This window comes from Stieleria neptunia, assembly GCF_007754155.1.
Lineage (GTDB): Bacteria > Planctomycetota > Planctomycetia > Pirellulales > Pirellulaceae > Stieleria > Stieleria neptunia.
This window is the reverse complement of sequence record NZ_CP037423.1, coordinates 674,821-696,305: the sequence shown is the minus strand read 5'-3', so window position 1 is coordinate 696,305 and position 21,485 is coordinate 674,821. Positions and strand designations below refer to the sequence as shown.

Here is a 21,485-nt window from a genome sequence, read left to right as displayed (position 1 = left end):
CGTGCCGTCCCGCTATGAAGGCGAACTGGATGCCGTGTTGCAATCAATTACTAAAACAATAGTGGTTATGGCCAACGTTTCACCAACAAGAAAGATCAACCTCATCAAGATTGGGTTGGCCGCCGTGGTTGTGATGTGTACGGGGATTCCGTTGGCACGCTTGGCCGCCCAAGACGTGGTTGCGCCCGAAGTGCTCGCTCTTGGAGAGATTCCTGTGGACGAGACGCGACGCCCGCTTGGGTCACTCTACCAGCGAGTCTGGGAAGACCACCGCAATTTTCATTCCCGCGATTCACTTCTTTTACTCGGTGGATCGCCGAAAGCGGCGCCACGGGAGCGTCCGTTGAATTCCGATACTGAGAAACGAACAACCATTACCCAATGCGTCGTCGCCTTTTACTCCGTAAATATCACGTAAATCGCTATTTCTGCAGGGAACGTCGATTGAAAGACTTTGCAAAACGAACCGTCGGCTTCGTCGCTCTGGCACTGATCCTGTACGCCGGCTACCGCGTCGCCGCACACAATCAGTGGATCATCGTCACGCACGGCGAGCGAGTGGTCGAAACGGGCGAGGCGCCTCAAGTGATCGATCCGGAATCGGAGTTCAGCCTGCTGGTGATCGGGGATACCGGATACGACTCCGCCCAGCGGAAGGAGGTCGTGGCGGCAATGAGACGTCGTTCGAAAGGAGCGGCGGCCGACGCCGTCGTGCTGCTGGGCGACAACTTTTACGAGCACGGCGTCGATTCGGTCGACGACCCGCGATTCCAAACGGATTTCGAAAACCTGTTTGATGAACCTTCGTTTCCATTTCCGTTTTACGCCTGTCTCGGAAACCACGACTACGGTGGCGATGTCAATGCTCAGGTTCGGTATACGGACAAAAGCGAGCGCTGGACGATGCCGGCCAATCACTATTCCGCTGGCCACTTGATCGGTGAGGTCGCGATCGACCTGTTTGTGATCGACACCTATTTGATTGCGAACCCCGACCGCCAGGGCAAGGAGGAGCTGGATTGGCTGGATCAACAACTCGCTCAGAGCGATGCAAGGTTCAAAATCGTCATCGGGCATCATCCGGCGATTTCGGGTGGAAAACATGGTGCCTATCCCGCAATCACCGAAACACTTCCGGCATTGTTGCGTGAGCATGCGGTCGATTTGTATTTGTCAGGTCATGACCACGATTTGCAATTGAATGATTCGGGGCAAGGATGGTTGCAGATCGTCAGCGGCAGCGGAAGCAAGCTGCGCAGTACGACATGGACCGACCAGACCATTTTCGCCAAGGCCGCTCCGGGGTTCTGTTGGATTCTCATCCGGGGTGACCAACTTTGGGTCACGTTCTATTCCACCGACAGTCGTCTTTATACGACTCGTGTCGGCAACTGATCTTGTGCCACAGGATTGGCGGCCATACAAGCTAAACTACTAACCGCTTAGTACATAAGGATCGCAAGGATGCAATCACTCGCCCCATCAGATCACCGTTCCGTCCAGCCATCGATCAAGGGGGCAACGCCGAAGCGATCGCCAAGTCTCTCGCTCGTCTTGCCGGCTTGGAATGAAGCCGAGGTGATTGGCCAAGCGATCGCGGAGGCGGAGTCGGCGTTGAGCGATCTGGCTGATCGATACGAAATCATCGTCGTCGATGATGGCAGCACGGACCAAACGTCTGCGTTGGTCCGCGAGGCCGCCCGTCTGAATCCCGCGATTCGGCTGATCCGGCATGACGACAATCTCGGTTACGGCGCCGCCTTGCGAAACGGATTCGCGGCCGCGACCTGTGATCTGGTGGCGTTTACCGACGCGGACTGCCAATTCGATTTAACCGAGTTGGACCGGTTGGTGTTTTTGTCCCAGCAGTACGACATCGTGTGCGGTTATCGGATCGATCGCAAGGATAGTCGATTGCGGTGTTTTTACTCCCGCGTCTACAACGGGATCGTTCGATGTTTGCTCGGCACCGAAGTTCGCGATGTGGATTGTGCGCTCAAGCTGTTTCACCGGGAAGTAGTGCAAGACCTGACGATTTCCACGAGCGGATTCCTGGTCAACTCGGAATTGTTGACCGAAGCGAAGAAGCAGGGACACTCGGTGGTTGAAGTGGGCGTTTCCCATCGACCGCGTGCTGCCGGCAACAGCACGGTTTCGGCGGCCCACATTCCGAAGGTGCTGGCCGGACTGGTTCGCTACTGGTGGAACACGATTCAATTTCCTTCCGTGGCGACCGCAGGCGTTGTCTCCGGTCCTTTTTCAATCGTCCACGGACTGCTGTTAGTCGTCGCGGCACTCTTCCTGTTTACGAATCTCGGCTATCCGCTGATCGATCGAGATGAAACCCGTTACGCCGAAATCCCGCGTGAGATGCTTGTCAGTGGGAATTGGGTTCTGCCGCAACTCAATTTCCAGCCCTACTATGACAAACCACCGCTGCTGTATTGGTTGTGTGCGATCAGCTATCGTGTTTTCGGCGTCAGTGAATGGTCGGCACGATTGGTGCCGGCGCTGGCGGCTTTCGGGACGTTGCTGGCGACCATGTGGTTTGGCAATCGCAACTTTGGCAGCCGAATCGGATTGTTCGCAACCGGCGTGTTGATGTTGTCGGTGGGATTTGTTTTCACCAGCCGGTATCTCTTGATCGACGGTGTGTTGACGCTGTTGACCACGCTCTCGTTGTTCAGCGTCTATGAAGCGATCAAGCCTGCCGTCGGCAAGCGGACATTGCATTTGGGATGGTGGTTGGCGGCGGCAACGTTTTGTGGCTTGGCGTTTCTGACCAAGGGCCCACTCGCGTTGGTGCTGCTGCTTCCGCCCTTGATCGTTTTCAGCTGGCTCACCGAATCGTACGTCGCGCCGACCATTCGGCATTACCTGATGCTGCTGGGCGTCGTTGCCGGGATCACCGCACCCTGGTTGGTCGCCGTCTCGATGCAGGCCCCGTCTTTCTTGGTCGAATTCTTTTACCGCCACAATGTGGCGCGGTTCGCTGGGGAATTTCATGCCCGACCGATCTGGTTTTTCATCCCGGTGCTCTTGCTGGCTGGCCATCCGTGGACGTTCTTGACGATTCCCTACGCCGGGTTTCTCACGTCGCGGACACGGTCGGTGTCGCAAAGTCGTCCACCGGTGCTGGGATTCATGATGCTTTGGAGCGGATGGTGTTTCGTGTTCTTTTCGATTGCCAAGTGCAAGTTGCCGACCTATCTGTTGCCGGCCGCCCCAGCCTTGTCGTTGATGGTCGGTCACTATCTTGTTTATGTCACCAAACGATCGGCGACCCATCCGCGAGAGTGGTTTGCCCGTTTTTGGTCGGCACGAACGGCGACGGCAACGACCTGTTTGGCGGGCGTCGGGTTTTCAGCATTCATCGCCCTGACCGGAGCGAACGTTTCGATCGCGAATTACGTTTGGATTCTGATCTGGACGTCGCTGCTGGTGGGGAGTTTGCTGATGATTGCCGATCGACATCAAGTCAAATACGCGTGGGGTTCCTCGTCGGCCTTGGCCCTCTTGTTGGCAGTGATGGTGATGCATCAGATCGTTCCGGCCTACAGTCGTCGGCAAACGATCTTTGCCGCCGCGTCTCCGTCGCTGGCCAAGATACCGTTGAATGCCGAGCTTCCTATCGCCACCCTTTCCCATGAGTTTTCCGAGGTTCCCTTTTATCTTCAGCGCAGCGACGTTCGGCACTTTGATGGCAACAACGCAACAGCGCTCGGTGAGTTCATCGCCGAAAACGAGCATGCGTTGATCATCATGGAGAAGCACGTGCTGATCGGGCAGCTCCGAGAACGATTGCCTGATGGCACGCGGATTCAGCTGATCGACGAGCGAGGCCCCGCGCGGCTGCTGCAGGTCACCGCGTCGCCGTCTCGACTGGCACGTCAGAACGTGACGCATTTGCAGTAGGAAACGATTTCAACGTCGCGAGCCTGGTCCCTTGTTCGCCCCACTGAAGCGGCCGAGTCGCGGTCCGTTGGCACACGACTTGCACGTTTTCCAGATGGCTTTGCCCAATCATGCATCAAGCGAATCGACCGGGCAGAGTCAAGTTAAAAATACAGTCCAGAGAAAACTGTAACGTCAATGTTAATGGCATGTTCTATGACCGAAGGAGGTAAATGGGGATCATGAAAAGGACCATCGAAATGAAAACAGACGCGCACCTGCAGCGTGACGTTTTGGACGAATTGGATTGGGAGCCGAGTGTCGATGCCGCACAGATCGGTGTGACCGCAAAGGACGGAGTGGTGACACTGGCCGGTCACGTCCCGGTGTATTCGGTCAAACACAAAGCCGAGGAAGTGACCAAACGGATCTATGGTGTACGTGCGGTCGCCAATGAAATCGAGGTTCGACCGTCGGATGCGAGCGTTTTGGACGACCAGCAGATCGCCGCTGCAGCCGTCCACGCCCTGCAGTGGGACTCCGAAGTGCCGGACCGGAACATTCAAATCGCTGTCGAGGACGGCTGGATCAAAGCGGAAGGAGCAGTTGAATACCACTACCAAAAAGACGCCGTTGATCGCGTGCTTCGTCACCTACGAGGCGCTCGAGGAATAAAAAATGAGATTGGTGTGGTCTCGCCCCGAACGATCAGTGCGATCAAGAGTGCGATCGAAGCGGCGTTCAAACGCAGTTCGCTGTTGAATTCCAAGACCTTGGCGGTGGAGGTTGAAGATTCGAAAGTGACCATCACCGGTGATGTGCATTCCCTCAGCGAACTTGCCGAAGTCGAACGGACGGCGTGGTCGACCGGTGGAGTCCGGGAGGTGCGTAACTGCGTCACGATCACGCCGTGGGGGTCTGGGCCTGCGGAGGAATGGGGCTACTGAGCACAACGTGGCAACGAACCAACAGAAGCAGGCAGGGTAGCAATGGTGGCCAGCAACCGTCATCGGCTTTCAAGCTCGGCGGTGTTGAAGCCGCGAGCCAAGCGGGGTGTTTTTGTTAGCGGTCGGGCGCGAGCCCTCCGGTCGTTCACGTGTTTTTTGAAACGCAACCGGACGGCTCGCGCCGTTCCGCTAACACCGTTAGAGCCAAAGTAGAAGCATCGGGTCAACGCTCCGGTTGCCAAGTCTGCAGCGCCTCTGCGACCGCCTCACGGACATCGCGGATCGGAAACCCCGTGCGAATGAGTTTCGAGTTGTCCAGCATGCAACTGGAGCGTGGGACTCCACTGGTCGCGTTCAGGAACTCGGCTTCATCGCGAAAGAATTGAAAGGGGCGGCTGATCTTGCGGTGTGTCCGAATCAACTGGACGACTTCGCCGGTCGAGACCGCGCCGGAGTTGACAATGTTGTAAATGCCAAACGGGACACGGTTTTGCCAGCAGTGGAGACAGGCATCGACGAATTCATCGGCGTCGGCAAGTGAATTGGTCACCTCCAGCAAACGGTCGTAACGCATCATTTTTGACAGATAGTTGCGTGGGCCGTCGCGATTGCTGAACGGGATTCGTAATCGCCACACAAACACGTTGTCCGCGTCTTGGAGACACTCTTCGCCGAGTGCCTTGCTGCCCGAATAAAAACTGCAGGGCGGTGATCGAAAGCAGAAATTTGGCGGGTCGGTTTCACGAAACCCCGATCCATCCGGACGCGTGCCGTTGTAAATGCAGCCCGACGAGACGTGTCCCCAAGGAAGGTTGCGCAGCTCGCAGGCCTCGCGGACGATGCCCGGAAGGACGGCGTTGCCCAGCAAACAATCGGCTTGGTGGTGTTCGCAGGCTTCGACGTTGGGCTTGCCCGTGTACCCTGCGGCGTTGATTAAGAACGACGGCCGGGTTTGATCGATCAGCTCGATCAGTCGATCGCGACGGGTGTAGTCGTAGTGTCGTCGTGAAATCGCTTGAAAATCCAGCCCCCGATCTGACAGCCGCCTCGCAAATATCCTGCCGACATACCCGCTGCCGCCCAACAGTAGCATCATGGATCGGTACTCGAATGTGCGTCGACGCCCACTCCCAATTCACGATAGAGTGCCAGCATCTTGTCCAGACACTTTGGCAGCGTGTACGAATCCAAAACGGTCTGCCGTGCCGCCTTTCGCAGGGGATCAAACGCGGCCGGATCATCGAGCACCTGCAAGACAAGCTCCACCCAACGGTCGATCTGGAAAAAATCCACCAGCAATCCGTTCGTTCCATCTTCGATCAATTCTCTGACCGGAGCGGTATCGCTGCCGATCGCCAGCGCGCCGCAACTCATCGCGTTGAGCAACGACCAGCTCAATGTGAACGGGACGGTCAGGTAGAGATGAACATCCGACAGGGAAAACACTTGGACAAGCTCGGAGGGGCGGACACGTCCGACGAAGTGAATGCGTGAGAGGTCGATTGGATGTTTGCTGAGGAACCACTCTTTGAACGTCTTCCCTTCGGTGAATCGGGCGTCCCCACCGTAGGCGATCCGGTCTTCACCGATCACCAGCACGGTCACGTCCTGGCGTTCCCGGCAGACTCGATCGGCGATTTGCATGAAGATGTCGAATCCACGCATCGATTCCATGCCCCGGCTGACGTAGGTCAACACCCGATGGTCCGACGGGATGTCGATCGCAGCGACCCGACGGCTGGGACGTTCAACCGGCTTCCAGAATTCCGTATCGATCCCGTCAAAGATCGTGCGGATCTTGGGCTGGAACTCCGCCGGCAATTGAGACTGTTGAAATACGGTGGGGGCGTAACCGGCATCACAGTTTTCCAAATCCAGCAACAGCATCGCATTGCGGGTTCGGGCTCGCAGCAGCGTGGCGGTGTCGCAGGGGGGAAGGTCGACGCGGAAATCGATGTCGCTGTCGTGGGTCCGATAAAAAAACTCAAAATAGTTGATGATCGGCGCATCGTACAATTCGCGCAAGTACAGCGTTGAAACCATTCCGCTGTGTCCGACGATCAAATCGGGCTGGACGTCGGGACGTGATCTGAGGGCGTCGAACAGTGCGGTCGAATTCCAGATTTGGTTTTCGAAGGTTCGGCTGCAGAAATTTGTCTCCGCACGGGCGCCACTCCGCGGTTCGTACAGTACACGTCCGATGCCCTCGATTTCACCGCCGTGCTGTGATGCAAACGTGCATTGCCAACCGTGTTTGCGCACCAAGTGGTTGGCGATTTGCCCGAACTGGGCGGGGAAGTTCTGGTGGACAAATAAAACATGCATGGGGGAGGCAGACGGGGGATTCATTTGCCGCGGTTGTCGGGGGCTACAGCATACCCCGAACCCGGCCGCCGGGCGACCAACCGCAACGAGTCTAGTGTCGCGCGAAGACGCGGTGGAGGCTCGTTTGCTGGGCCGTCCAGATGCCCAGCAGACCGCCGGTGATCAAATCGACCAGATGGTGCTGGTAGGTCAGCCAGGCCGAGACCGCGATGGCGATCGCCCACAGGCAAAACGCAAGCCCCCAGCTGCGCCGGCGTCGCCACATCGTTGCGGCACACAAGGTCGCGTACGCCACGTGCAACGAGGGCGCACAGTTGTAGGTCAGATTGATTCGGTCAGCCCAGCGAAACGGCACGGCCGCCCATCCGACCACTTCCGGTGTCTCAAAAGCCAACTCGGCCGGATAAATCAGAAAACACACCCCGGCGATCAGTGTCATCAGAACCATTTGCGCGACAAACTGATTCAGCCGGTCTTTGGTTGGCAAGGTCAGTGCAATGAACCCAAACATCAAATAAACAGAGGAATAGACGAGACTCAATTCGGGGACAAACGGAAGCGACAATTCAAACGCAAAATGCACCGGATAACGCGTCGTTCGCAGCGACGTGATGATTTCCGCGCCCCCGTAGACGATCACAAAGAGCAGACTGAGCCCGAGCAGGGCGAGTCCCAATCGAACGCGTTGCCGCGCATCGGGCCAGACCCACAACGGCTCTCGATCGTTCGGCCCTCCCATCACTCTGTCCTCCCCATCACTCTGTCCTCCCCATCACTCTGCCCCCATCACTCTGCCCCCATCGTTCTGCCCCCATCGTTCTGCCCCCAACCTCGAACGGCCTGGACATCGCTCCGCCGACGACGAACAATAGCTATTCTAGAACGCCCAGCGCCGCCCGAGACCGCTTCCGCCGATGCTTCGATTTTCCAGCACTGCATTGACGCAATTGCCGACGGACGCATTGATCGTCGACGTGGACTGCGTCGGCGGTGAGCCGACCGCTGCGCTGCGTCGATGTTCGGCGGCATTCAGCGACGTGGCGGATGCGTACGAGCGGCATTTTAATGCCGGCGACCTGCGACCGGGCGAACTGCTTGTTTTGCCCCCCACGCCCGATCGGTCTGCGACTGTTTTCTTGGCCCCGTCGCGTGTTCATCCCCAAGGCGAACTCCGTGCCGAGGACTTCAAGCGGCTGGCAAAGACGATCTTGGAGGAGACGTTGCGGCGTGGGTTTCACTCGTTGGCTTGGTTGCCCTTTCACGTCGGACGCGGCTTGGACGAGACCGAGATTCGTCGCCAACTGCTGTACTCCTTTGCGCGGTCACCGGAGTTAGAATTGATTTATCTGTCGGAAAACTGCGACAGCGACCCGGTGGGGCGTGTGTCGATCTTCACCGACGGCGGCGCGGAAAAAGAAGGCGGCAAGGGCGGGTATGGCGTCGTCTTGCGATTCGGCGACCACCACAAAGAGATCAGTTGCGGGTTCCAGCAAACGACGGTGGAACGGATGGAATTGATGGCGGCGGTGGTCGGGCTGGAGGCGTTGAAGCGGCCGTGTCGGGTGCGGCTTCACAGCGATTCACGTTACGTCGTCGACACGGTCAACACCGGACTTCTGTTTCGCCACGCCTCCCGGCAATGGAAAGGAAAGAAATCGCGATCGATGGATCTCTGGGAACGGTTTCTCGATCAGTATCTCAAGCATGATGTCGAAGTGATTTGGATCAAGGGTCATTCGGGGATCGAAGACAACGACCGCTGCGATCAATTGGCCGGCGAAGCGAGGCAAGCGATCTCCCTGGCCATCGATGAAGGGTTTCGATCAAAACAAGCCAAACGCAAGTCCAAGCCGGCCAGCCAGGCTGCCCCGGCCACCCCCGTCAATTCATCGCCCCCCAACCCCACCACGCCCGGCCCCGCCACCACCAACGTCACCGCGCCCGCCAACGTGATGTCTGGCGGCAAGCCGAAGAAAGCGGGTGACCCCTGCCGAGCCTGCGGTCACGCGTTGGAGAAACGGATTCCCAAGAAGCACAAGGCGAACGCGGCCTATCATTTCGCCTGGTACCTGTACTGCACCCACTGCAAGCGGTTTTACCACGTCGAAGAAGCCAAGGTCGATGTGGCCGAAAGCTACAAGACGCGGTGAGTCATTGATCGCGTTTGTCGGGGCAGATCGCCGTCAGCCGCTTGGGCGCGAGCAACGCGAGTTGTCGCGCGGTGGTTTCCATGGCGTGATGGTCGGCTTGAGCACGCGCCTGTTCGTGCCGGGCTATCAGCGCAGCGACGTGTTCGGTGGCGCGAACGAGCAGGCTCAGATCGGCGTCGCAGCGACGACAAACCGGTTGCAGGGGTTGCTTCGCCCTGCAAGCGGGGCAACGAAAGTCATTGCTCGACATAAAAGATCACGTCCTCGATCTCTTGGACCAACGCATCGATCAAGTCGTCGTTTTCCTCGTCGACGGCTTCCTTCAATTGCGTGATCAAATCGTGGAGTTCTTCGGCATCTTCTTTTCCGGCCGAGCCCGCCACGCGGATCGCTTTGGCGATCAGGGCCAGTTCTTTTGCCGACGAATTCGGGTCCGCAACGTCTTGGGCGGCGTCGATTCGATGCCGCGGTTGCCAACCTGGTTGGGTTTCGGATGCGTCTTCCGCCGGAATCGGTTCGACCGTTTCGAACAGGTCGTCGATTCGCCGGAGCGCGTCGGCGCGTCCTTCCTCCTGGGACTCGGAAAGGGCGTTGTTGATCGACAATTCTTCGCTGATTCCGGAAGCCGACTGTGTGGCGGTGACTTTCAGCGTTCCGTCGAGGGTCAATTCAAATCGGACGACGATTTTGCCGCGTAGATCCGTAGGATCCTTGAGCGGCAAATCGAATTTCCCGAGCCGTTTGTTGTGCTTCAGATCGTCGTGCTCGCCTTGATAGACTTTGATTTCGGCAATCTTTTGATCGTCGGATACGGCAAAGAACGCGTCTTCGTAACGGGCCGGCAGCGGAGACCCACGGTGGAGAATCGGCACGAACTTCAGATCACCCAATCCGAATCCGCTGCCTGCGAGGGCTGCGATGCCCAAGGTGTGGGTGGCGACGTCGACCAACACCGCATCGACGGCTTGGCCTTCAATCATCGCGCCCTGAATCGCCGCCCCCAGGGCAACCGCCAGATCCGGGTCGACCGCGCGACAGGGGGCGAGTCCGAATTCCTGGCGCAAGCGGGATTCGACCAACGGTGTCCGGGTGGAGCCACCGACCAGGACCAGTTCATCGATTTGGTCCAACGTCAGTTTCGCATCCCGCAACGCTTGATCCACGCACTCGATGGTACGATCGATGAAGCCGGAAATGAGCGTTTCGTACTCATCACGCGAAACCGTGACCGACAGGTGCAGGGGTTGGCCATCCTTTTCGGCAATGAATTCTTCGGAAATCGTCACCGTTTCCTCGGTCGACAAGTCGCGTTTGGCCGACTCACAGGCGTGCAACAATCGCCATCGGGCCGACGTGTCCTCGCGCAGGTCGACCGCGTGTTTCGATTGGAACCCGTCGGCAACGTGATTCATCAGGGCAAGATCTAAATCGTCGCCGCCGAGTGCGGTGTCCCCACGACTGCTGATCACTTCGATCACGCCGGACTCCATTCGGGCGATGGAAACGTCGAAGGTCCCGCCACCGAAATCGTAGACGACGACATTGATATCGCGATCTTCGTGGACGTGATAGGCCAGCGTGGCGGCGGTCGGTTCATTGATGATCCGCTCCACCTTGAGTCCCGCCAATTCCCCGGCGTGACGAGTCGCTTGACGCTGATTTTCATCAAAAAACGCGGGCACGGTGATCACCGCGCGGTCGACCGGAACCCCGAGTGCCATCGCCGCGTGGTCCTTGAGGCGGCGGAGGATGATCGCACTGATTTCCGGAGGCGAAAATTCCTGGTCGCCCATCGGGATTTGGACCGTTTGGCCCATTTGCCGTTTCACCGACGTCACCGTCCGGTCCGGAAATGCGACTTGTTGGTTGCGTGCGACCAGGCCCGTGATCAATTTGCCACTCGGATCGATCCCGACCACCGAAGGCATGATCGACGCACCGTCGACGGCAAGGACCTTGGGCTGACCTGCGTTGACGACCGCGACAACACTGTTGGTGGTGCCGAGGTCGATGCCGATCACGGGCGAGGGGTCAGAATGAGTCACTGCAAGGGATCCAATTTAAATAAAAACAGGGGGGCGGTTACAACGCAACTTTGACTTCCGCGAATCGCAACACCCGACCGTTGTAGAGGTAGGCGGGGGCGATCTGTTCGATCACGGTTCCGGCAAGAGAATCGTCTCGCGCGGGGGATGATTCGGCGATCGTTTCGGCGGCCACGGAAGCGATCGCGTGCATGATCTCGCCGTCGAATGGTTTTCCCACGGTCTCGACCTTGGTGATCCCGCTGGTCTCGATCAGCTTTCGGACGCGATCGGCCAGCATCGCCAGTCCCTTGATCGTCGCATCCTGCGATGCAATTCCCGACAGGGCTTGGTCGAGTTGATGTTTGGCACGCTGGAGTTCCCGGTCAACCATCTCGCAGATTTGATTTGCGGCCGGGCGGGCGAACCGTCGCGCCAGCCAGCCCTGTGACGCGATCACGGTCTCGGACTGCGCGCGGATGTTTCGCTCGAGTGCTTTGATCGATTGTTCGACCTGCTCCCTCGGGGCGGAACTCGGTCGGGTGACCCTTGCGATCGCATAGGACACACAATGATCCACCTCGGCCAAGCACTCGGCCAATCGTCGTGCCGCATCATCCTCCGACGACGCAGTGGTTTTCGATTCGATGGAATCGAGCAATCCGGTGACCCGTTGGGCAAAACTTTCGACCTTCGTCGTCGATTCATTCAGCGATTGGGCGAGTTCACGGTCTTCGTTGGACCGATTGCGAAACTCTTGCCGCATCGCGGTGAAGGCTTCGATCACATCGATCAAACCGAAATCGTTTTGTCGTTCGGCGATTGAATCACCCATCTTGATCCTCCTTCGCCTTGGCCGACAGATTGCCCAGGCTGAGTAGATTGGCGGTGGGCAATCGAGGCGTCTGCGCGGCTTGTTCGTCCAGGATCTGCTTCCAAGGTCGTGGCTCCTGTTCATCGAACCAGATCAGCTGTTTGGCCAGGAACAAGGGATCGCGCGCCGCTTGATAGGCGGCTTGGATCTTACCGAACATCTCGGCGTCTTTTTCCGGCGGGTGCTCACGGACCAGTTCCAGGTATCGCGCGCGGACTTCGGATTCGTCACATCCGGCTTTTAATCCCAGCACGGCGAACGGATCGGTGACGGAGGAGGCGGTTGAGTCGTTCATCGCGATTTCCGTTTCTTCATGGGGTTTTTCGGTCGATTGCGGCGCCGTTCGGGATCGACCTCAAACTTGGGCCGCGGCGCTGGGGTGCTCGGCGGCGGAGGCTCCACGTTGGGATCTAAATTGGCCGTTGCGGCGGGCTCGCCGAAGGGGAGTGCTGCGGGATCGAGTCGCATGGACGGACCCGTCCGCTGATCAATGCCTTCGTCCCCATCCTCCTCGTTGATCGGATGCGGGATTCCCAGTCGTTCTCGAGCACGGGTGCAATGTTCGCAACCGCAATACGGGTCAAACGTGTCTTCGTCGTCCTCGTCCTCGTAGAAGTCATCGTCATCGTCGGACTCCCAATCGGGGTCGACGCCATCGATGACCCGCTCAAACATCTTGCGGAAGGAGTCTTCGAAATCGCTATCCGCGGTGCTGACCATCTCCCCTTCACGGACCAACGTATGGAACCAATGTCGTTGGAACGGATCGGTCTGTGCATCGGCTGCATCCCCGACCCGCCGCACCAAGGCAGAAAGCTGCCGCGGTTTTCGATTGAGTCTGGGGACCTGGAGGATCGCTTGCAGTTCGAGGGCCGCGGTCAGATCAGGATTGAATTTGCTTCCAGCTTTTTGCAGACCGGCGGGGAGCTTCGGTTGATAGGTCCCCGCAAACAGGGTGCGTGTCGACAACCAGCAGATGGCGGGCCACCCGGGAGCCTCCAGCTGTAGAACTTTGTTGCACTCCGCGGTGGTTTCGATTCGGCCGAACAGCTCGTCGGCGAATTTTCCGCCGTGCATTCGATAGGCGGGATAGAGCAGCCCGGTGCGATGCAGGTCGTAGAAAAACGCGCCGGCCAGAAGCAGTGTCTTGGAGGAGAGCGCCGAGGTGTTCTTCGCCGCCTCATCAACGGGAACGCGAAGCGGCTTGAGATCGGCACTGGGCACTCGCATCCGCTGGGCGGCCCCCAGCATCATCACCGCGTCGGCCAGGTCGGCATCGGCTCCATCATCTAGCGCCGCCCTCGCCTCGGCCCTCCGCTGTTGGTACTGCTCCGCGTCGCCTTGCCGCAGGGCCAGTGCGGCGCGAAGGTAACCCGACCAGGTTGGGGACAACCAACTCGGCCAACAGCCCTCGGCTTGATCGAGCTGCTCGGCGGCTTGCCCCAGCCAGGCTTTTCGTCGGCACAATCGCATGGCCTCCAAGAGGCACCATTTCCAACGCGTGGCTCGAACGCGGGGATCGCTATGACGCGACTTTCCGAGCCAATCGACGTGGGGCTGGGCGAGGTCGAGTTCTTCGTTTTCCAGATAATAGTCGACCAACCACAATCTCGGTTCGATGCTGTCGGGAACACCTTCGGACCAGTCTCGCATCGCTTCGGCGAGACACTGTTCCCAGTACGCCCGGTCGTCCTTGCGCTGGTTTGGGTCTTCGGCGAATTGACGAATCCACTTCGTCCGCTCTTGATGTGCCCGTTCAAATTTCGAAAAGCTCTTCGTCGCAGCTTCGAGTCCGCGAAAGATCTGCTCCTCCAGGTCAGTGTTTTCTTCAAACGGGTCGACGCCAAGTTGAGCGAACGGTGATTGGGCCAGCGTCGCGATGTCCTCCATCGCCCGGCCGAAATGCAATTGGGCGGCAATCGCGCCACGCATCGCAGGAGACAACTGCTGGTTCTTCGGCAGCTCCTCGTTCAGATAGCGTTCCCAAGACCGCTCGGATTTCGCGTTCGAACTCTTAAATCGCGAAAAGTAGAAATGGCTGCGAAGCGTATGGTTGGGATCGTGCGGCGGGCCAGGGATCGCCTTGATCCCCCACTCATACAAGTCGACAAAGGTCATCTGAAACAGTCGCGAGATCACTTCTTCGCCGAGGGCAGCGACGAGCCGCGGTTCGAACTGCCGATGTGCTTTGAAAAACTCGATCAGTGCATTCAATCGCTCCAAACCGATCAGCACATCGCCTCGAATCTCGGCGGGGATGATCTCTTTCTTGAGCAGGATGTCACGTGCCTCTTTCAACGCAGGTCGTTCGATCAGGACCGACCTGGCGAACGCCGTCCCCGGGCGCACTGTCTCGGCGGCGGGCTGCTGCTTGGCCTCGACGAGCGTCGCGGCGATTCGGGCGGGGCGACGATCTTGATCCAGTCGCGAGAAAGCGTCGTCAGCTTTGGCGGCATCACCGCGATACCAATCGATCAAACCGCGGATGAACATCCGCCACTGACTGTAGGGGCTTTTTCGGGGGATTTTGCTGAGCAGATCGATCGCCCGCTTGTCGTCCCCCGTTTCGACCGCGGAGAGCGATTCCCACACCGCGGCGGCTTCACCGGCCAGATCCTCGGGCAGTGACTTGAGGGCCGCGTCATCAAAAACGGCGGCGTCCTCGATCGGTTCGCCGGCCGCGATCAACGGTTTCATTCGCTGTGAGCGTTTCTCGATCCGCTCCGATGTAGCCGCCGGGGTTGCCGGTCGTTTTCGACGTCGTGGCGGCGGTTTTCGCTTCGTTTTCTTGTTCGCCATCGATACAGAATAACGAAGAGGGAACGTGCTGCTCTAGTGGGGACCGTTTCCGTAGGAAGTCGTCCAGGACAGGTCCGGTCGACGGTGATTTACAATGCAAGCAACGGATGGTCCCGCTCGGCCAAGGGGAACGAGACCGCTGCGCCAGCTTGGCGATGCGACTCGAAGACCCCGCAAATCATTTCCACGGTCAACGTGGCTTCGGCGGCACTGCACAAGGGGTCACGGTTTTCGCGGATCGCCTGGACCAGATCCGACGCGGCGACGTCATGATGTTGAACCCGATGGATCAGTTCAGGGTTCGGCTCGGCGACATCAACGCCGCCACTGGTGATCGGCAGCCAGCGTGATCCCGCATCGCGACGCTGAAAGGGATTGCCGGGGATCAAATACGCCAGCGGATTGCGGTCGGCTTGGATGGCGATCGTCCCCTCGCTGCCGATGATTTGCAAACCGAATCCGTGGTTCGCGGTCCCGTCGTTGGCCACCGAATCGAAATAGACGGTCAAGCCTCCGTCAAACAGAAACCTGGCGTGCAGTTCGTTGCCGGCCAGCGGCCCCAGACCCTCACCCCCTTGGCGGACATCCTGCTTTGTCACCGGGCGTCCGTCCTGCATCAACATTGCAGAACAGCTTTGCGGTTTGCCGGCCAGGACGGTGATCATGTTCAGCACGTGTGATCCGAGCACCCACAGATCTTCGCCTCCGCCGCGACGGTCCCCCTTGCCCCTGCCGCGGATTTCAAGCACGCGTCCGATGCGTTTTTCTGCGATCAAATCCGCGACCACTTTCATCACCGGGTGGTATCGATTGCGATGGGCGACGGCCACTTTGGTGCCATGCTCGGCACATGCCGCCAAGACCTGGTCGGCTTCGCGCGGGGTTCGAACAAACGGTTTTTCGACGTAGATGCCTTTGGCCCCCGATTCGATCGCCGCCAAGATCATGTCGCGATGCTGGTCGACATGACGCGGGCAGACGGCAACGATCCGTGGCGACGTCTTGGCGAGCATCTCACGATAGTCGGCGTAGCCAGCGGAGGCGTCGAGTCCGAGTTTTTGCAGTTCTTTTTGTCGCCCCGTCGGATTGGCATCGGCAATCGCGACGATCGACGCTCCGGGAATGCGTTTCCAAACGGTGTCGAGTCCGTGCCCATAATCCCCGCGGCCGGTGTGCCCGATCACCGCGACCGGAAACGAATTTGATTCGGACTGGCCGACTGCATGTGCGGCGGCAACGAGCCCGGCAGAAAGAGCGGCAAACTGACGACGATCCATAACTGTCTCCTGGAGGATGAAAACAGCCGAATTGTAATCGAAACAGTGGGGTAAGCTTCCAGCTTGCCAAGTGGGGTAAGCTTCCAGCTTGCCGATTCCGGTAACGCGGCGAGCTTTCAGCTCGCCGGATGGCAAGCTGGAAGCTTGCCCCACTGTTTAATAGCGGGTCCCGCGATAGGACATCTGCTCGGATTTCTGCGCGGCGCGGCGGGTGACGGCGGGCAGGTCTTCTTTGTGCGACAGGACGATCAATCGGTCGCCCGCCCCGACGACATCTTCCATTTTCGGATTGCGGATCACTTCGCCTTCGGAGCGATTGATCGCGACCACGACGTTCCCGCCATCGCCGGTCAGCTCGATGTCTTTGATTGTGCAGCCGACCAGCGCTGACTGCGCCGCGATCGGGATTTCCATCATCCCCAACCCGAATGCCTCCAGGTCCTGGTTCATTCGCGAAAACGCCTTGGCATCGCTGACGAGTGTCTCGACCGTGGGGCAGGCGATCAGCTGAGCGATTTTGGACGCGCCGATCATCGTCGGCAGGACCACTCGATTGGCACCGCTGCGAATCAGTTTTCGCTCGGTCGCTTCGGATTCGCCACGCGCGATGATCTGGATCGTTTCGTTCAACTCGCGTGCCGTCAGGGTGACGAAGACGTTTTCCGCGTCACCGGGAAGCACGGAGGCGAGCACGGAGGCGCGGTCGATGCCGGCTCGTCGCAAGATGTCTTCCTCGGACGCATCGCCGGAGACCACCAGGATTCCGTCCCGCTCCGCTTCGGCCAGCCGTTCGGTGTCACGGTCGACGACGACCAGGTCGACGCCGGCTTCCCGCAATTCGGCAACCAGGCTGCGACCGACGCGTCCGTATCCGCAAATGATGGCGTGCCCCTGGGTCTGTTCGATACCACGGCTCATTCGTCTGGCTCCCAAAGCACGTTGGATCTCTCCCTCGGCGATCATTTGCACGAACCCACCGAGGACGTAAATGCCGCTGCTGCACCCGGCGACCACGACGGCCAGGGTAAACAGTTTTAGCCCGGGATCAACGACCGGACGCACCTCACCATAACCGACACCAAAAATGGTGATCGCCACCATGTACACCGCGTCGAGCAGCGACCAACCGGCGATCACATAGCCCGTGACCGCAATCAGACACGTGCCGGCCAGAACGGCCATGCCCAGACGCATCTTGTTGATCGAAGTGGACCCATTCATGAAACGCCATGCGTGTTCGCGTCAAGGGACGAAGTGATGCAACCGAGCCTCGTCGGCTCAATCCTCCGCGTCAAGGATTGCTTCGGCCAATGCCCGCACAGGCCACGTTAAGCCGCCGCACAGGCAATCACAATCCCCCACGGTTTTCCCCTTCCCCTTCACCGCGACGCCCTCCCGGTGCTCCCTTTTCTTGTCACCCATTTTCCTGTCGTCCATCCGAACGTCATTTTTCTGCCCCCTGTTTTTCTACCATCTCGCCGCAATCGCCGTCCGCTCTACTCGATCCGCAACCCTCGGCGCCCCTGTGGTGACGTCAACGGCGGCCCATACAGCAGGCGTCCGACGTCTCGAGGCAAATCGGTTTCGATCACATCAGCGCCCCGGCCCAAGATCGCTTGATAGTCACGTCGCAGCGAGTCGGCCTCGTCTCGGACGCGCCAGTGAAACTGGCGGTCCAGGTTTCGTGAGGTCCCGATCATGGTGGACGCTCCTTTTTTGTGGACCGCCTCGTAGAGCGATTCGTCCGTCGGCGGAACGTGACCGAGAAAGGCGATCACGTTTTGCCAGGGAACACCGATGCCATCGAACGCCTCGACTTTGGCGCGACTCGGGATCATCACTTCCATCATGATGTCGCCGTTGATCCGGTGGCAGGCGGCGACGTCTTTAAAATTCCCCACAATCATCATCGCGTAGGCTTCCGCCCCATGCTCGCTGATTTTGCCGACGCGAGTTTCCAGCGGCACGTCCTTCTGATCCAAGACCAACACGGTCTTGCCCTTCGCCCAACGCAAAACTTCATCGAGCGTCGGAATCTGAAACTCTGTGACGTTCCCCTCGCTGTCCTTGAGCCGCAATTGTTTGAGTTCGGCGAGCGTCTTGTCGGCCAGTCTTCCGGATCCCGTCGTCGTTCGTTCGAGTGTCGCATCGTGATGCAGAACGACGTGGCCGTCTTTGGTCATGCGGGGATCGATCTCCAGTATCGAAAAGGTTTGCGTGAGTGTGTGCTCAAAAGTCGCAATGCAGTTTTCCGGATAGCCCGGCCCGGCGCCACCGCGATGGGCGCTGACGATCGGCAGGGGCGTCCCGGTGTAGCGAAACAGCTCGCGCAGCTCCGCAGGTGACTGGGGAGCGATCCGATGCAGCGGAGTGGTTGCCGGCGCCGCGTCTTGGGAAATGCCGCTCCGGAGAGGAAGCAAGATCGGTGCGAGCACAAGCAAGACGCGAAATTCCAATGTCATGAACCAAACCTTATCGGCAAGTAAGTGGGATAGGCTTCCAGCCTGTCAATCCACAGTGGGAGAGGCTTCCGCCTGGGGTGATACCGAATTTTAGCCGATTTTTCGACATTGCTCGCTAATCCCAACCACGTCGATTGCGGAAAGACAGTTCCGCCCGACAGATTCAGAGACGTCTCTGCAACCGATCGGTGTTGTTCGGCGCGATGCGGTTAGCAAGAACGTTGGTCACCGGGCGTACTGAATCAAATGTGGTGGCGTTCAGAAGGAAGTGGCGATTTTTCCGTAACAATCGCCGGCCAACCTCGCTTGGCATGACACCGACCTGTCTCCGCCATCGTCATTCGACCCCATCAAATCCCATGAAACATCATCGAGCCCTTGCGTTGCTGCTGATCGCATTCACCACCGCGACGACCGCGATCTCCGCCGAACCAAAGTCTTCGCTCCTGACGCCCACCCAGTCGTTCAGCACAGTGAAATCCACGCTTCCCCCAGGCCCGACACTGGAAGAAAAAGTCGCCGCCTTGGCCGCACTCGTCGCACAGCAGCAATCCCAAATCAACACGCTCGAGCAACAATTGACCAACCAGGGGAACGCGATCGAGATGCAGATCAGCGAATGCGAAGCGATCTCCGACCGAGTGACGGCCTTCGAACAAGTCTTCGATTTCTCCGACGGAGTCTTGACCATTAATTTCGCCGCGATCGCGATCAGCGCCGATCAAGTCTCCATCATCTCACCCAAAGTCGAGTTCGACGCCCAAGTCGAAGTCCACGGCTTGTTAGAAGCAGTCAGCATCAAGACAGAAAGCATCGATGCGGAGACTTACACTCCGGGTGCCGGCAACGTGTTGTAGCCTCCGGCGCGATGGGATCTGTTTACCGGGCGCAATCAGGCGTGGCATTCAGCGCGCCGTCCAGCCGCCGTCGACGACCAGCATGCTGCCGGTGGTGTAGCTCGATGCGGGGCTGGCCAGGTAGATCGCCGCGCCTTGAATCTCTTCCAGCCTTCCCCAGCGATTCAACGCCACCGCCCCGACGATGAACTTTTTTGCCTCTTCGGTCTCCGCAATCGGTTCATTCATCGGCGTCAAAAACGGGCCCGGACAAATCGCGTTGACCGTGATGCCGTCTTCGGCAAGCTCAAGCGCGAGCGCCCGCGTCATCTGCACGATCGCGCCCTTGCTGGTCGCATAAGGCGTGCGGTTGGCCAGCCCGACCAGCCCCAGCGTACTGGCCAAGTTGATGATCCGGCCCCGACCGCGTCGTTTCATGATGGGAATCACTGCTTTGCAGACCGACCAGACTCCGTCGACGTTGATTTGTTGGACCTTGCGAAAGTCCTCGTGGGTCAAGTCGCCGATCGCACCACGAATGTTGATGCCCGCGTTGTTGACCAGGATGTCGACCGCGCCAAACGCTTGCTCGACCTTGGCGACAAAGGATTCAATCTGATTTGGATCGGTCACATCGGCACCGACGCCGATCGTGCGAACCCCGTACTGGTCGCCGATCTGCGTCGCCGCTTGTTCGGCCTCTTCGGCGTTGCGGCTGCAGAGGGCAATGCCGGCACCGGCCGACGCGAGTCCCGCCGCCATCGCATACCCCAATCCTTTTGATCCCCCGGTCACCATGGCCACTTGATCGGTCAGATCAAACAGTTTGATTCCCGGCAGGACTGCGTTTTCAGGCATGCTGAACTCCTTCATGAAGTTTTCGGCGACAGATCATTCTATTGAAACGGCCCGGCGGTCATGCGACAGCCGCTTCAGACATCCGCCAGAATGTCGCGTCCGATCTTACCCGGCAAGATGACCTTGATGGGGATCTGGATCGGAAACTTTTTTCGCAGTCGAGCGATTGCCTCGGTGATCTGATCGTCGTGGTAGCGTGTCGAAAAGTGCCCCAGCACGAGCGTTCCGATGCGGCTCTGGGAGACCATCTGCATCACCTGGTCGAGCGAACTGTGTCGATTCTGACTCGGATCGTCGGGGTTCATCTCCTCGCTGGACAAAAAAGTCGCTTCGTGAATCAACACGTCCGCGTCATCGTACCGCCCATCGGTTTCGATTGGGGTATCGCCCGAAAAGACCAGCTTTGTGCGGCGGCATTCTTCCACGATCGCATCCTTACCCTGCTCTCGTTTGAGCGCCACGATCTCTTTGCCCGACTTTCCGACGTACTCGGGCTTTAGTTTTCTGCTGATCGCTTCCACGAAATAACTGAGACTCTTGGATTGGTCGGCGACTGGCGTCATGTGCCGATTGGCGACCGCACGCACCACCAAGTCGCCTCGCAGCGACACTTCGTCGCCCGGATCAAGCGGGATCCACTTGGTCCCCGACACCTGCGGATCAAATTTGCCCATGAATCCGGCCAGCGCGGGGAACGATCCGGCATGACGCGGGAAGTAGATCGACAATTCCGGTCGTGCGTTGAGCTGATGGAATTGCAGCAACCCGGCCAAGTGGTCGCGGTCGGGGTGCGAGATGAAGACGTGCCTGACTTTGCGCGCCTTTTGAAGCAGTCCCGCCGACACGCCGTCGCCGCAGTCAAACAGACAGCCCAGCTCATCGACGAAATACCACGTCGAAAACAGCGCGGTGGAATAGCCCGTGATCGTGAGGCGATGGTCTAAACTCATCGGATGGTCCCACCGTGGCGTAAGCATCCTGCTTGCGTTCCCAGCAGTGCAAAGCACTGTGCCTATATTTTTACCAGAATGGCAAGCAA

General features: G+C 58.8%; 19 protein-coding genes. 6 read left to right on the top strand and 13 right to left on the bottom strand.

What is annotated here, in order from left to right; genetic code table 11:
• Window position 1 precedes the first annotated feature (1 nt).
• The 4 genes from Enr13x_RS02585 (at window position 2) to Enr13x_RS02570 (ending at window position 4,841) form a co-directional block, all read left to right on the top strand.
• Window positions 2–418, top strand: coding sequence for a hypothetical protein (locus tag Enr13x_RS02585; RefSeq protein WP_145384554.1), 417 nt, complete (start codon window positions 2–4; stop codon window positions 416–418).
• 26 nt (window positions 419–444) lie between these two features.
• Window positions 445–1,395 carry a metallophosphoesterase gene (locus tag Enr13x_RS02580; protein ID WP_197455730.1) on the top strand — a complete coding sequence of 317 codons (951 nt, stop codon included), beginning with the start codon at window positions 445–447 and terminating at the stop codon, window positions 1,393–1,395.
• A gap of 69 nt (window positions 1,396–1,464) precedes the next feature.
• Window positions 1,465–3,915: a glycosyltransferase gene (locus Enr13x_RS02575; protein ID WP_145384552.1), complete on the top strand. Its 2,451-nt coding sequence runs from the start codon at window positions 1,465–1,467 to the stop codon at window positions 3,913–3,915.
• Between the two features lie 239 nt (window positions 3,916–4,154).
• Entirely contained in the window at window positions 4,155–4,841 is a 687-nt protein-coding gene (locus Enr13x_RS02570) for a BON domain-containing protein (RefSeq protein ID WP_197455729.1), read from the top strand.
• A 223-nt stretch (window positions 4,842–5,064) separates the two neighbouring features.
• On the opposite strand, the gene Enr13x_RS02565 is transcribed toward Enr13x_RS02570, so the two are convergent.
• From Enr13x_RS02565 to Enr13x_RS02555, 3 genes are all read right to left on the bottom strand, one after another.
• Window positions 5,065–5,937: an SDR family oxidoreductase gene (locus tag Enr13x_RS02565; protein WP_145384550.1), complete on the bottom strand. Its 873-nt coding sequence runs from the start codon at window positions 5,935–5,937 to the stop codon at window positions 5,065–5,067.
• On the bottom strand, window positions 5,934–7,166 hold the full coding sequence (locus Enr13x_RS02560) for a glycosyltransferase (protein WP_145384549.1): 1,233 nt from the start codon (window positions 7,164–7,166) through the stop codon (window positions 5,934–5,936). Before Enr13x_RS02560 ends, Enr13x_RS02565 begins: the two co-directional genes overlap by 4 nt.
• A 91-nt stretch (window positions 7,167–7,257) precedes the next feature.
• The gene (locus Enr13x_RS02555; protein ID WP_145384548.1) at window positions 7,258–7,905 is read right to left on the bottom strand and encodes a phosphatase PAP2 family protein; all 648 of its coding nucleotides are present in this window, start codon (window positions 7,903–7,905) and stop codon (window positions 7,258–7,260) included.
• A gap of 175 nt (window positions 7,906–8,080) precedes the next feature.
• Here Enr13x_RS02555 and Enr13x_RS37640 point away from each other — a divergent pair, with 175 nt between their 5' ends.
• Window positions 8,081–9,316 carry an RNase H family protein gene (locus tag Enr13x_RS37640; protein WP_197455728.1) on the top strand — a complete coding sequence of 412 codons (1,236 nt, stop codon included), beginning with the start codon at window positions 8,081–8,083 and terminating at the stop codon, window positions 9,314–9,316.
• Window position 9,317: 1 nt separating this feature from the next.
• Here Enr13x_RS37640 and Enr13x_RS02545 read toward each other — a convergent pair whose 3' ends face one another.
• The 8 genes from Enr13x_RS02545 to Enr13x_RS02515 all read right to left on the bottom strand — a co-directional run bounded on the left by Enr13x_RS02545 (window position 9,318) and on the right by Enr13x_RS02515 (window position 18,752).
• Window positions 9,318–9,566, bottom strand: a complete 249-nt coding sequence (locus Enr13x_RS02545) for a hypothetical protein (RefSeq protein ID WP_145384547.1) — start codon at window positions 9,564–9,566, stop codon at window positions 9,318–9,320.
• A complete protein-coding gene (locus Enr13x_RS02540; RefSeq protein WP_197455727.1) occupies window positions 9,553–11,361 on the bottom strand; it encodes an Hsp70 family protein in 1,809 nt (602 codons plus the stop codon). The genes Enr13x_RS02545 and Enr13x_RS02540 overlap by 14 nt, the downstream gene beginning before the upstream one ends.
• Window positions 11,362–11,398: 37 nt before the next feature.
• Complete coding sequence (gene grpE / locus Enr13x_RS02535) at window positions 11,399–12,175, bottom strand: nucleotide exchange factor GrpE (RefSeq protein WP_197455726.1); 777 nt, start codon at window positions 12,173–12,175, stop codon at window positions 11,399–11,401.
• Window positions 12,168–12,509 carry a J domain-containing protein gene (locus tag Enr13x_RS37635; protein ID WP_197455725.1) on the bottom strand — a complete coding sequence of 114 codons (342 nt, stop codon included), beginning with the start codon at window positions 12,507–12,509 and terminating at the stop codon, window positions 12,168–12,170. The genes grpE and Enr13x_RS37635 overlap by 8 nt, the downstream gene beginning before the upstream one ends.
• Window positions 12,506–15,013: a hypothetical protein gene (locus Enr13x_RS02530; protein ID WP_197455724.1), complete on the bottom strand. Its 2,508-nt coding sequence runs from the start codon at window positions 15,011–15,013 to the stop codon at window positions 12,506–12,508. The genes Enr13x_RS37635 and Enr13x_RS02530 overlap by 4 nt, the downstream gene beginning before the upstream one ends.
• Before the next feature lie 89 nt (window positions 15,014–15,102).
• On the bottom strand, window positions 15,103–16,290 hold the full coding sequence (locus tag Enr13x_RS02525; protein ID WP_145384543.1) for a Gfo/Idh/MocA family protein: 1,188 nt from the start codon (window positions 16,288–16,290) through the stop codon (window positions 15,103–15,105).
• Window positions 16,291–16,446: 156 nt separating this feature from the next.
• Window positions 16,447–17,511 (bottom strand): potassium channel family protein, encoded by a 1,065-nt coding sequence (locus Enr13x_RS02520; RefSeq protein ID WP_145384542.1) that lies wholly within the window; start codon window positions 17,509–17,511, stop codon window positions 16,447–16,449.
• A gap of 275 nt (window positions 17,512–17,786) precedes the next feature.
• Entirely contained in the window at window positions 17,787–18,752 is a 966-nt protein-coding gene (locus Enr13x_RS02515) for a glycerophosphodiester phosphodiesterase family protein (RefSeq protein WP_145384541.1), read from the bottom strand.
• Window positions 18,753–19,111: 359 nt separating this feature from the next.
• Here Enr13x_RS02515 and Enr13x_RS02510 point away from each other — a divergent pair, with 359 nt between their 5' ends.
• On the top strand, window positions 19,112–19,609 hold the full coding sequence (locus Enr13x_RS02510) for a hypothetical protein (RefSeq protein WP_145384540.1): 498 nt from the start codon (window positions 19,112–19,114) through the stop codon (window positions 19,607–19,609).
• Between the two features lie 48 nt (window positions 19,610–19,657).
• On the opposite strand, the gene Enr13x_RS02505 is transcribed toward Enr13x_RS02510, so the two are convergent.
• Window positions 19,658–20,446 (bottom strand): SDR family NAD(P)-dependent oxidoreductase, encoded by a 789-nt coding sequence (locus Enr13x_RS02505; protein WP_145384539.1) that lies wholly within the window; start codon window positions 20,444–20,446, stop codon window positions 19,658–19,660.
• Window positions 20,447–20,520: 74 nt separating this feature from the next.
• The gene (locus Enr13x_RS02500; protein ID WP_145384538.1) at window positions 20,521–21,396 is read right to left on the bottom strand and encodes an MBL fold metallo-hydrolase; all 876 of its coding nucleotides are present in this window, start codon (window positions 21,394–21,396) and stop codon (window positions 20,521–20,523) included.
• Window positions 21,397–21,485 lie beyond the last annotated feature (89 nt).

Coding starts and splice junctions, on each gene's coding strand:
- Enr13x_RS02575 (WP_145384552.1), top strand. CDS start 1,465: ATGCAATCACTCGCCCCATCAGATCACCGTTCCGTCCAGCCATCGATC.
- Enr13x_RS02570 (WP_197455729.1), top strand. CDS start 4,155: ATGAAAACAGACGCGCACCTGCAGCGTGACGTTTTGGACGAATTGGAT.
- Enr13x_RS02565 (WP_145384550.1), bottom strand. CDS start 5,937: ATGATGCTACTGTTGGGCGGCAGCGGGTATGTCGGCAGGATATTTGCG.
- Enr13x_RS02560 (WP_145384549.1), bottom strand. CDS start 7,166: ATGCATGTTTTATTTGTCCACCAGAACTTCCCCGCCCAGTTCGGGCAA.
- Enr13x_RS02555 (WP_145384548.1), bottom strand. CDS start 7,905: ATGGGAGGGCCGAACGATCGAGAGCCGTTGTGGGTCTGGCCCGATGCG.
- Enr13x_RS37640 (WP_197455728.1), top strand. CDS start 8,081: ATGCTTCGATTTTCCAGCACTGCATTGACGCAATTGCCGACGGACGCA.
- Enr13x_RS02545 (WP_145384547.1), bottom strand. CDS start 9,566: ATGTCGAGCAATGACTTTCGTTGCCCCGCTTGCAGGGCGAAGCAACCC.
- grpE (WP_197455726.1), bottom strand. CDS start 12,175: ATGGGTGATTCAATCGCCGAACGACAAAACGATTTCGGTTTGATCGAT.
- Enr13x_RS37635 (WP_197455725.1), bottom strand. CDS start 12,509: ATGAACGACTCAACCGCCTCCTCCGTCACCGATCCGTTCGCCGTGCTG.
- Enr13x_RS02530 (WP_197455724.1), bottom strand. CDS start 15,013: ATGGCGAACAAGAAAACGAAGCGAAAACCGCCGCCACGACGTCGAAAA.
- Enr13x_RS02525 (WP_145384543.1), bottom strand. CDS start 16,290: ATGGATCGTCGTCAGTTTGCCGCTCTTTCTGCCGGGCTCGTTGCCGCC.
- Enr13x_RS02520 (WP_145384542.1), bottom strand. CDS start 17,511: ATGAATGGGTCCACTTCGATCAACAAGATGCGTCTGGGCATGGCCGTT.
- Enr13x_RS02515 (WP_145384541.1), bottom strand. CDS start 18,752: ATGACATTGGAATTTCGCGTCTTGCTTGTGCTCGCACCGATCTTGCTT.
- Enr13x_RS02510 (WP_145384540.1), top strand. CDS start 19,112: ATGAAACATCATCGAGCCCTTGCGTTGCTGCTGATCGCATTCACCACC.
- Enr13x_RS02505 (WP_145384539.1), bottom strand. CDS start 20,446: ATGCCTGAAAACGCAGTCCTGCCGGGAATCAAACTGTTTGATCTGACC.
- Enr13x_RS02500 (WP_145384538.1), bottom strand. CDS start 21,396: ATGAGTTTAGACCATCGCCTCACGATCACGGGCTATTCCACCGCGCTG.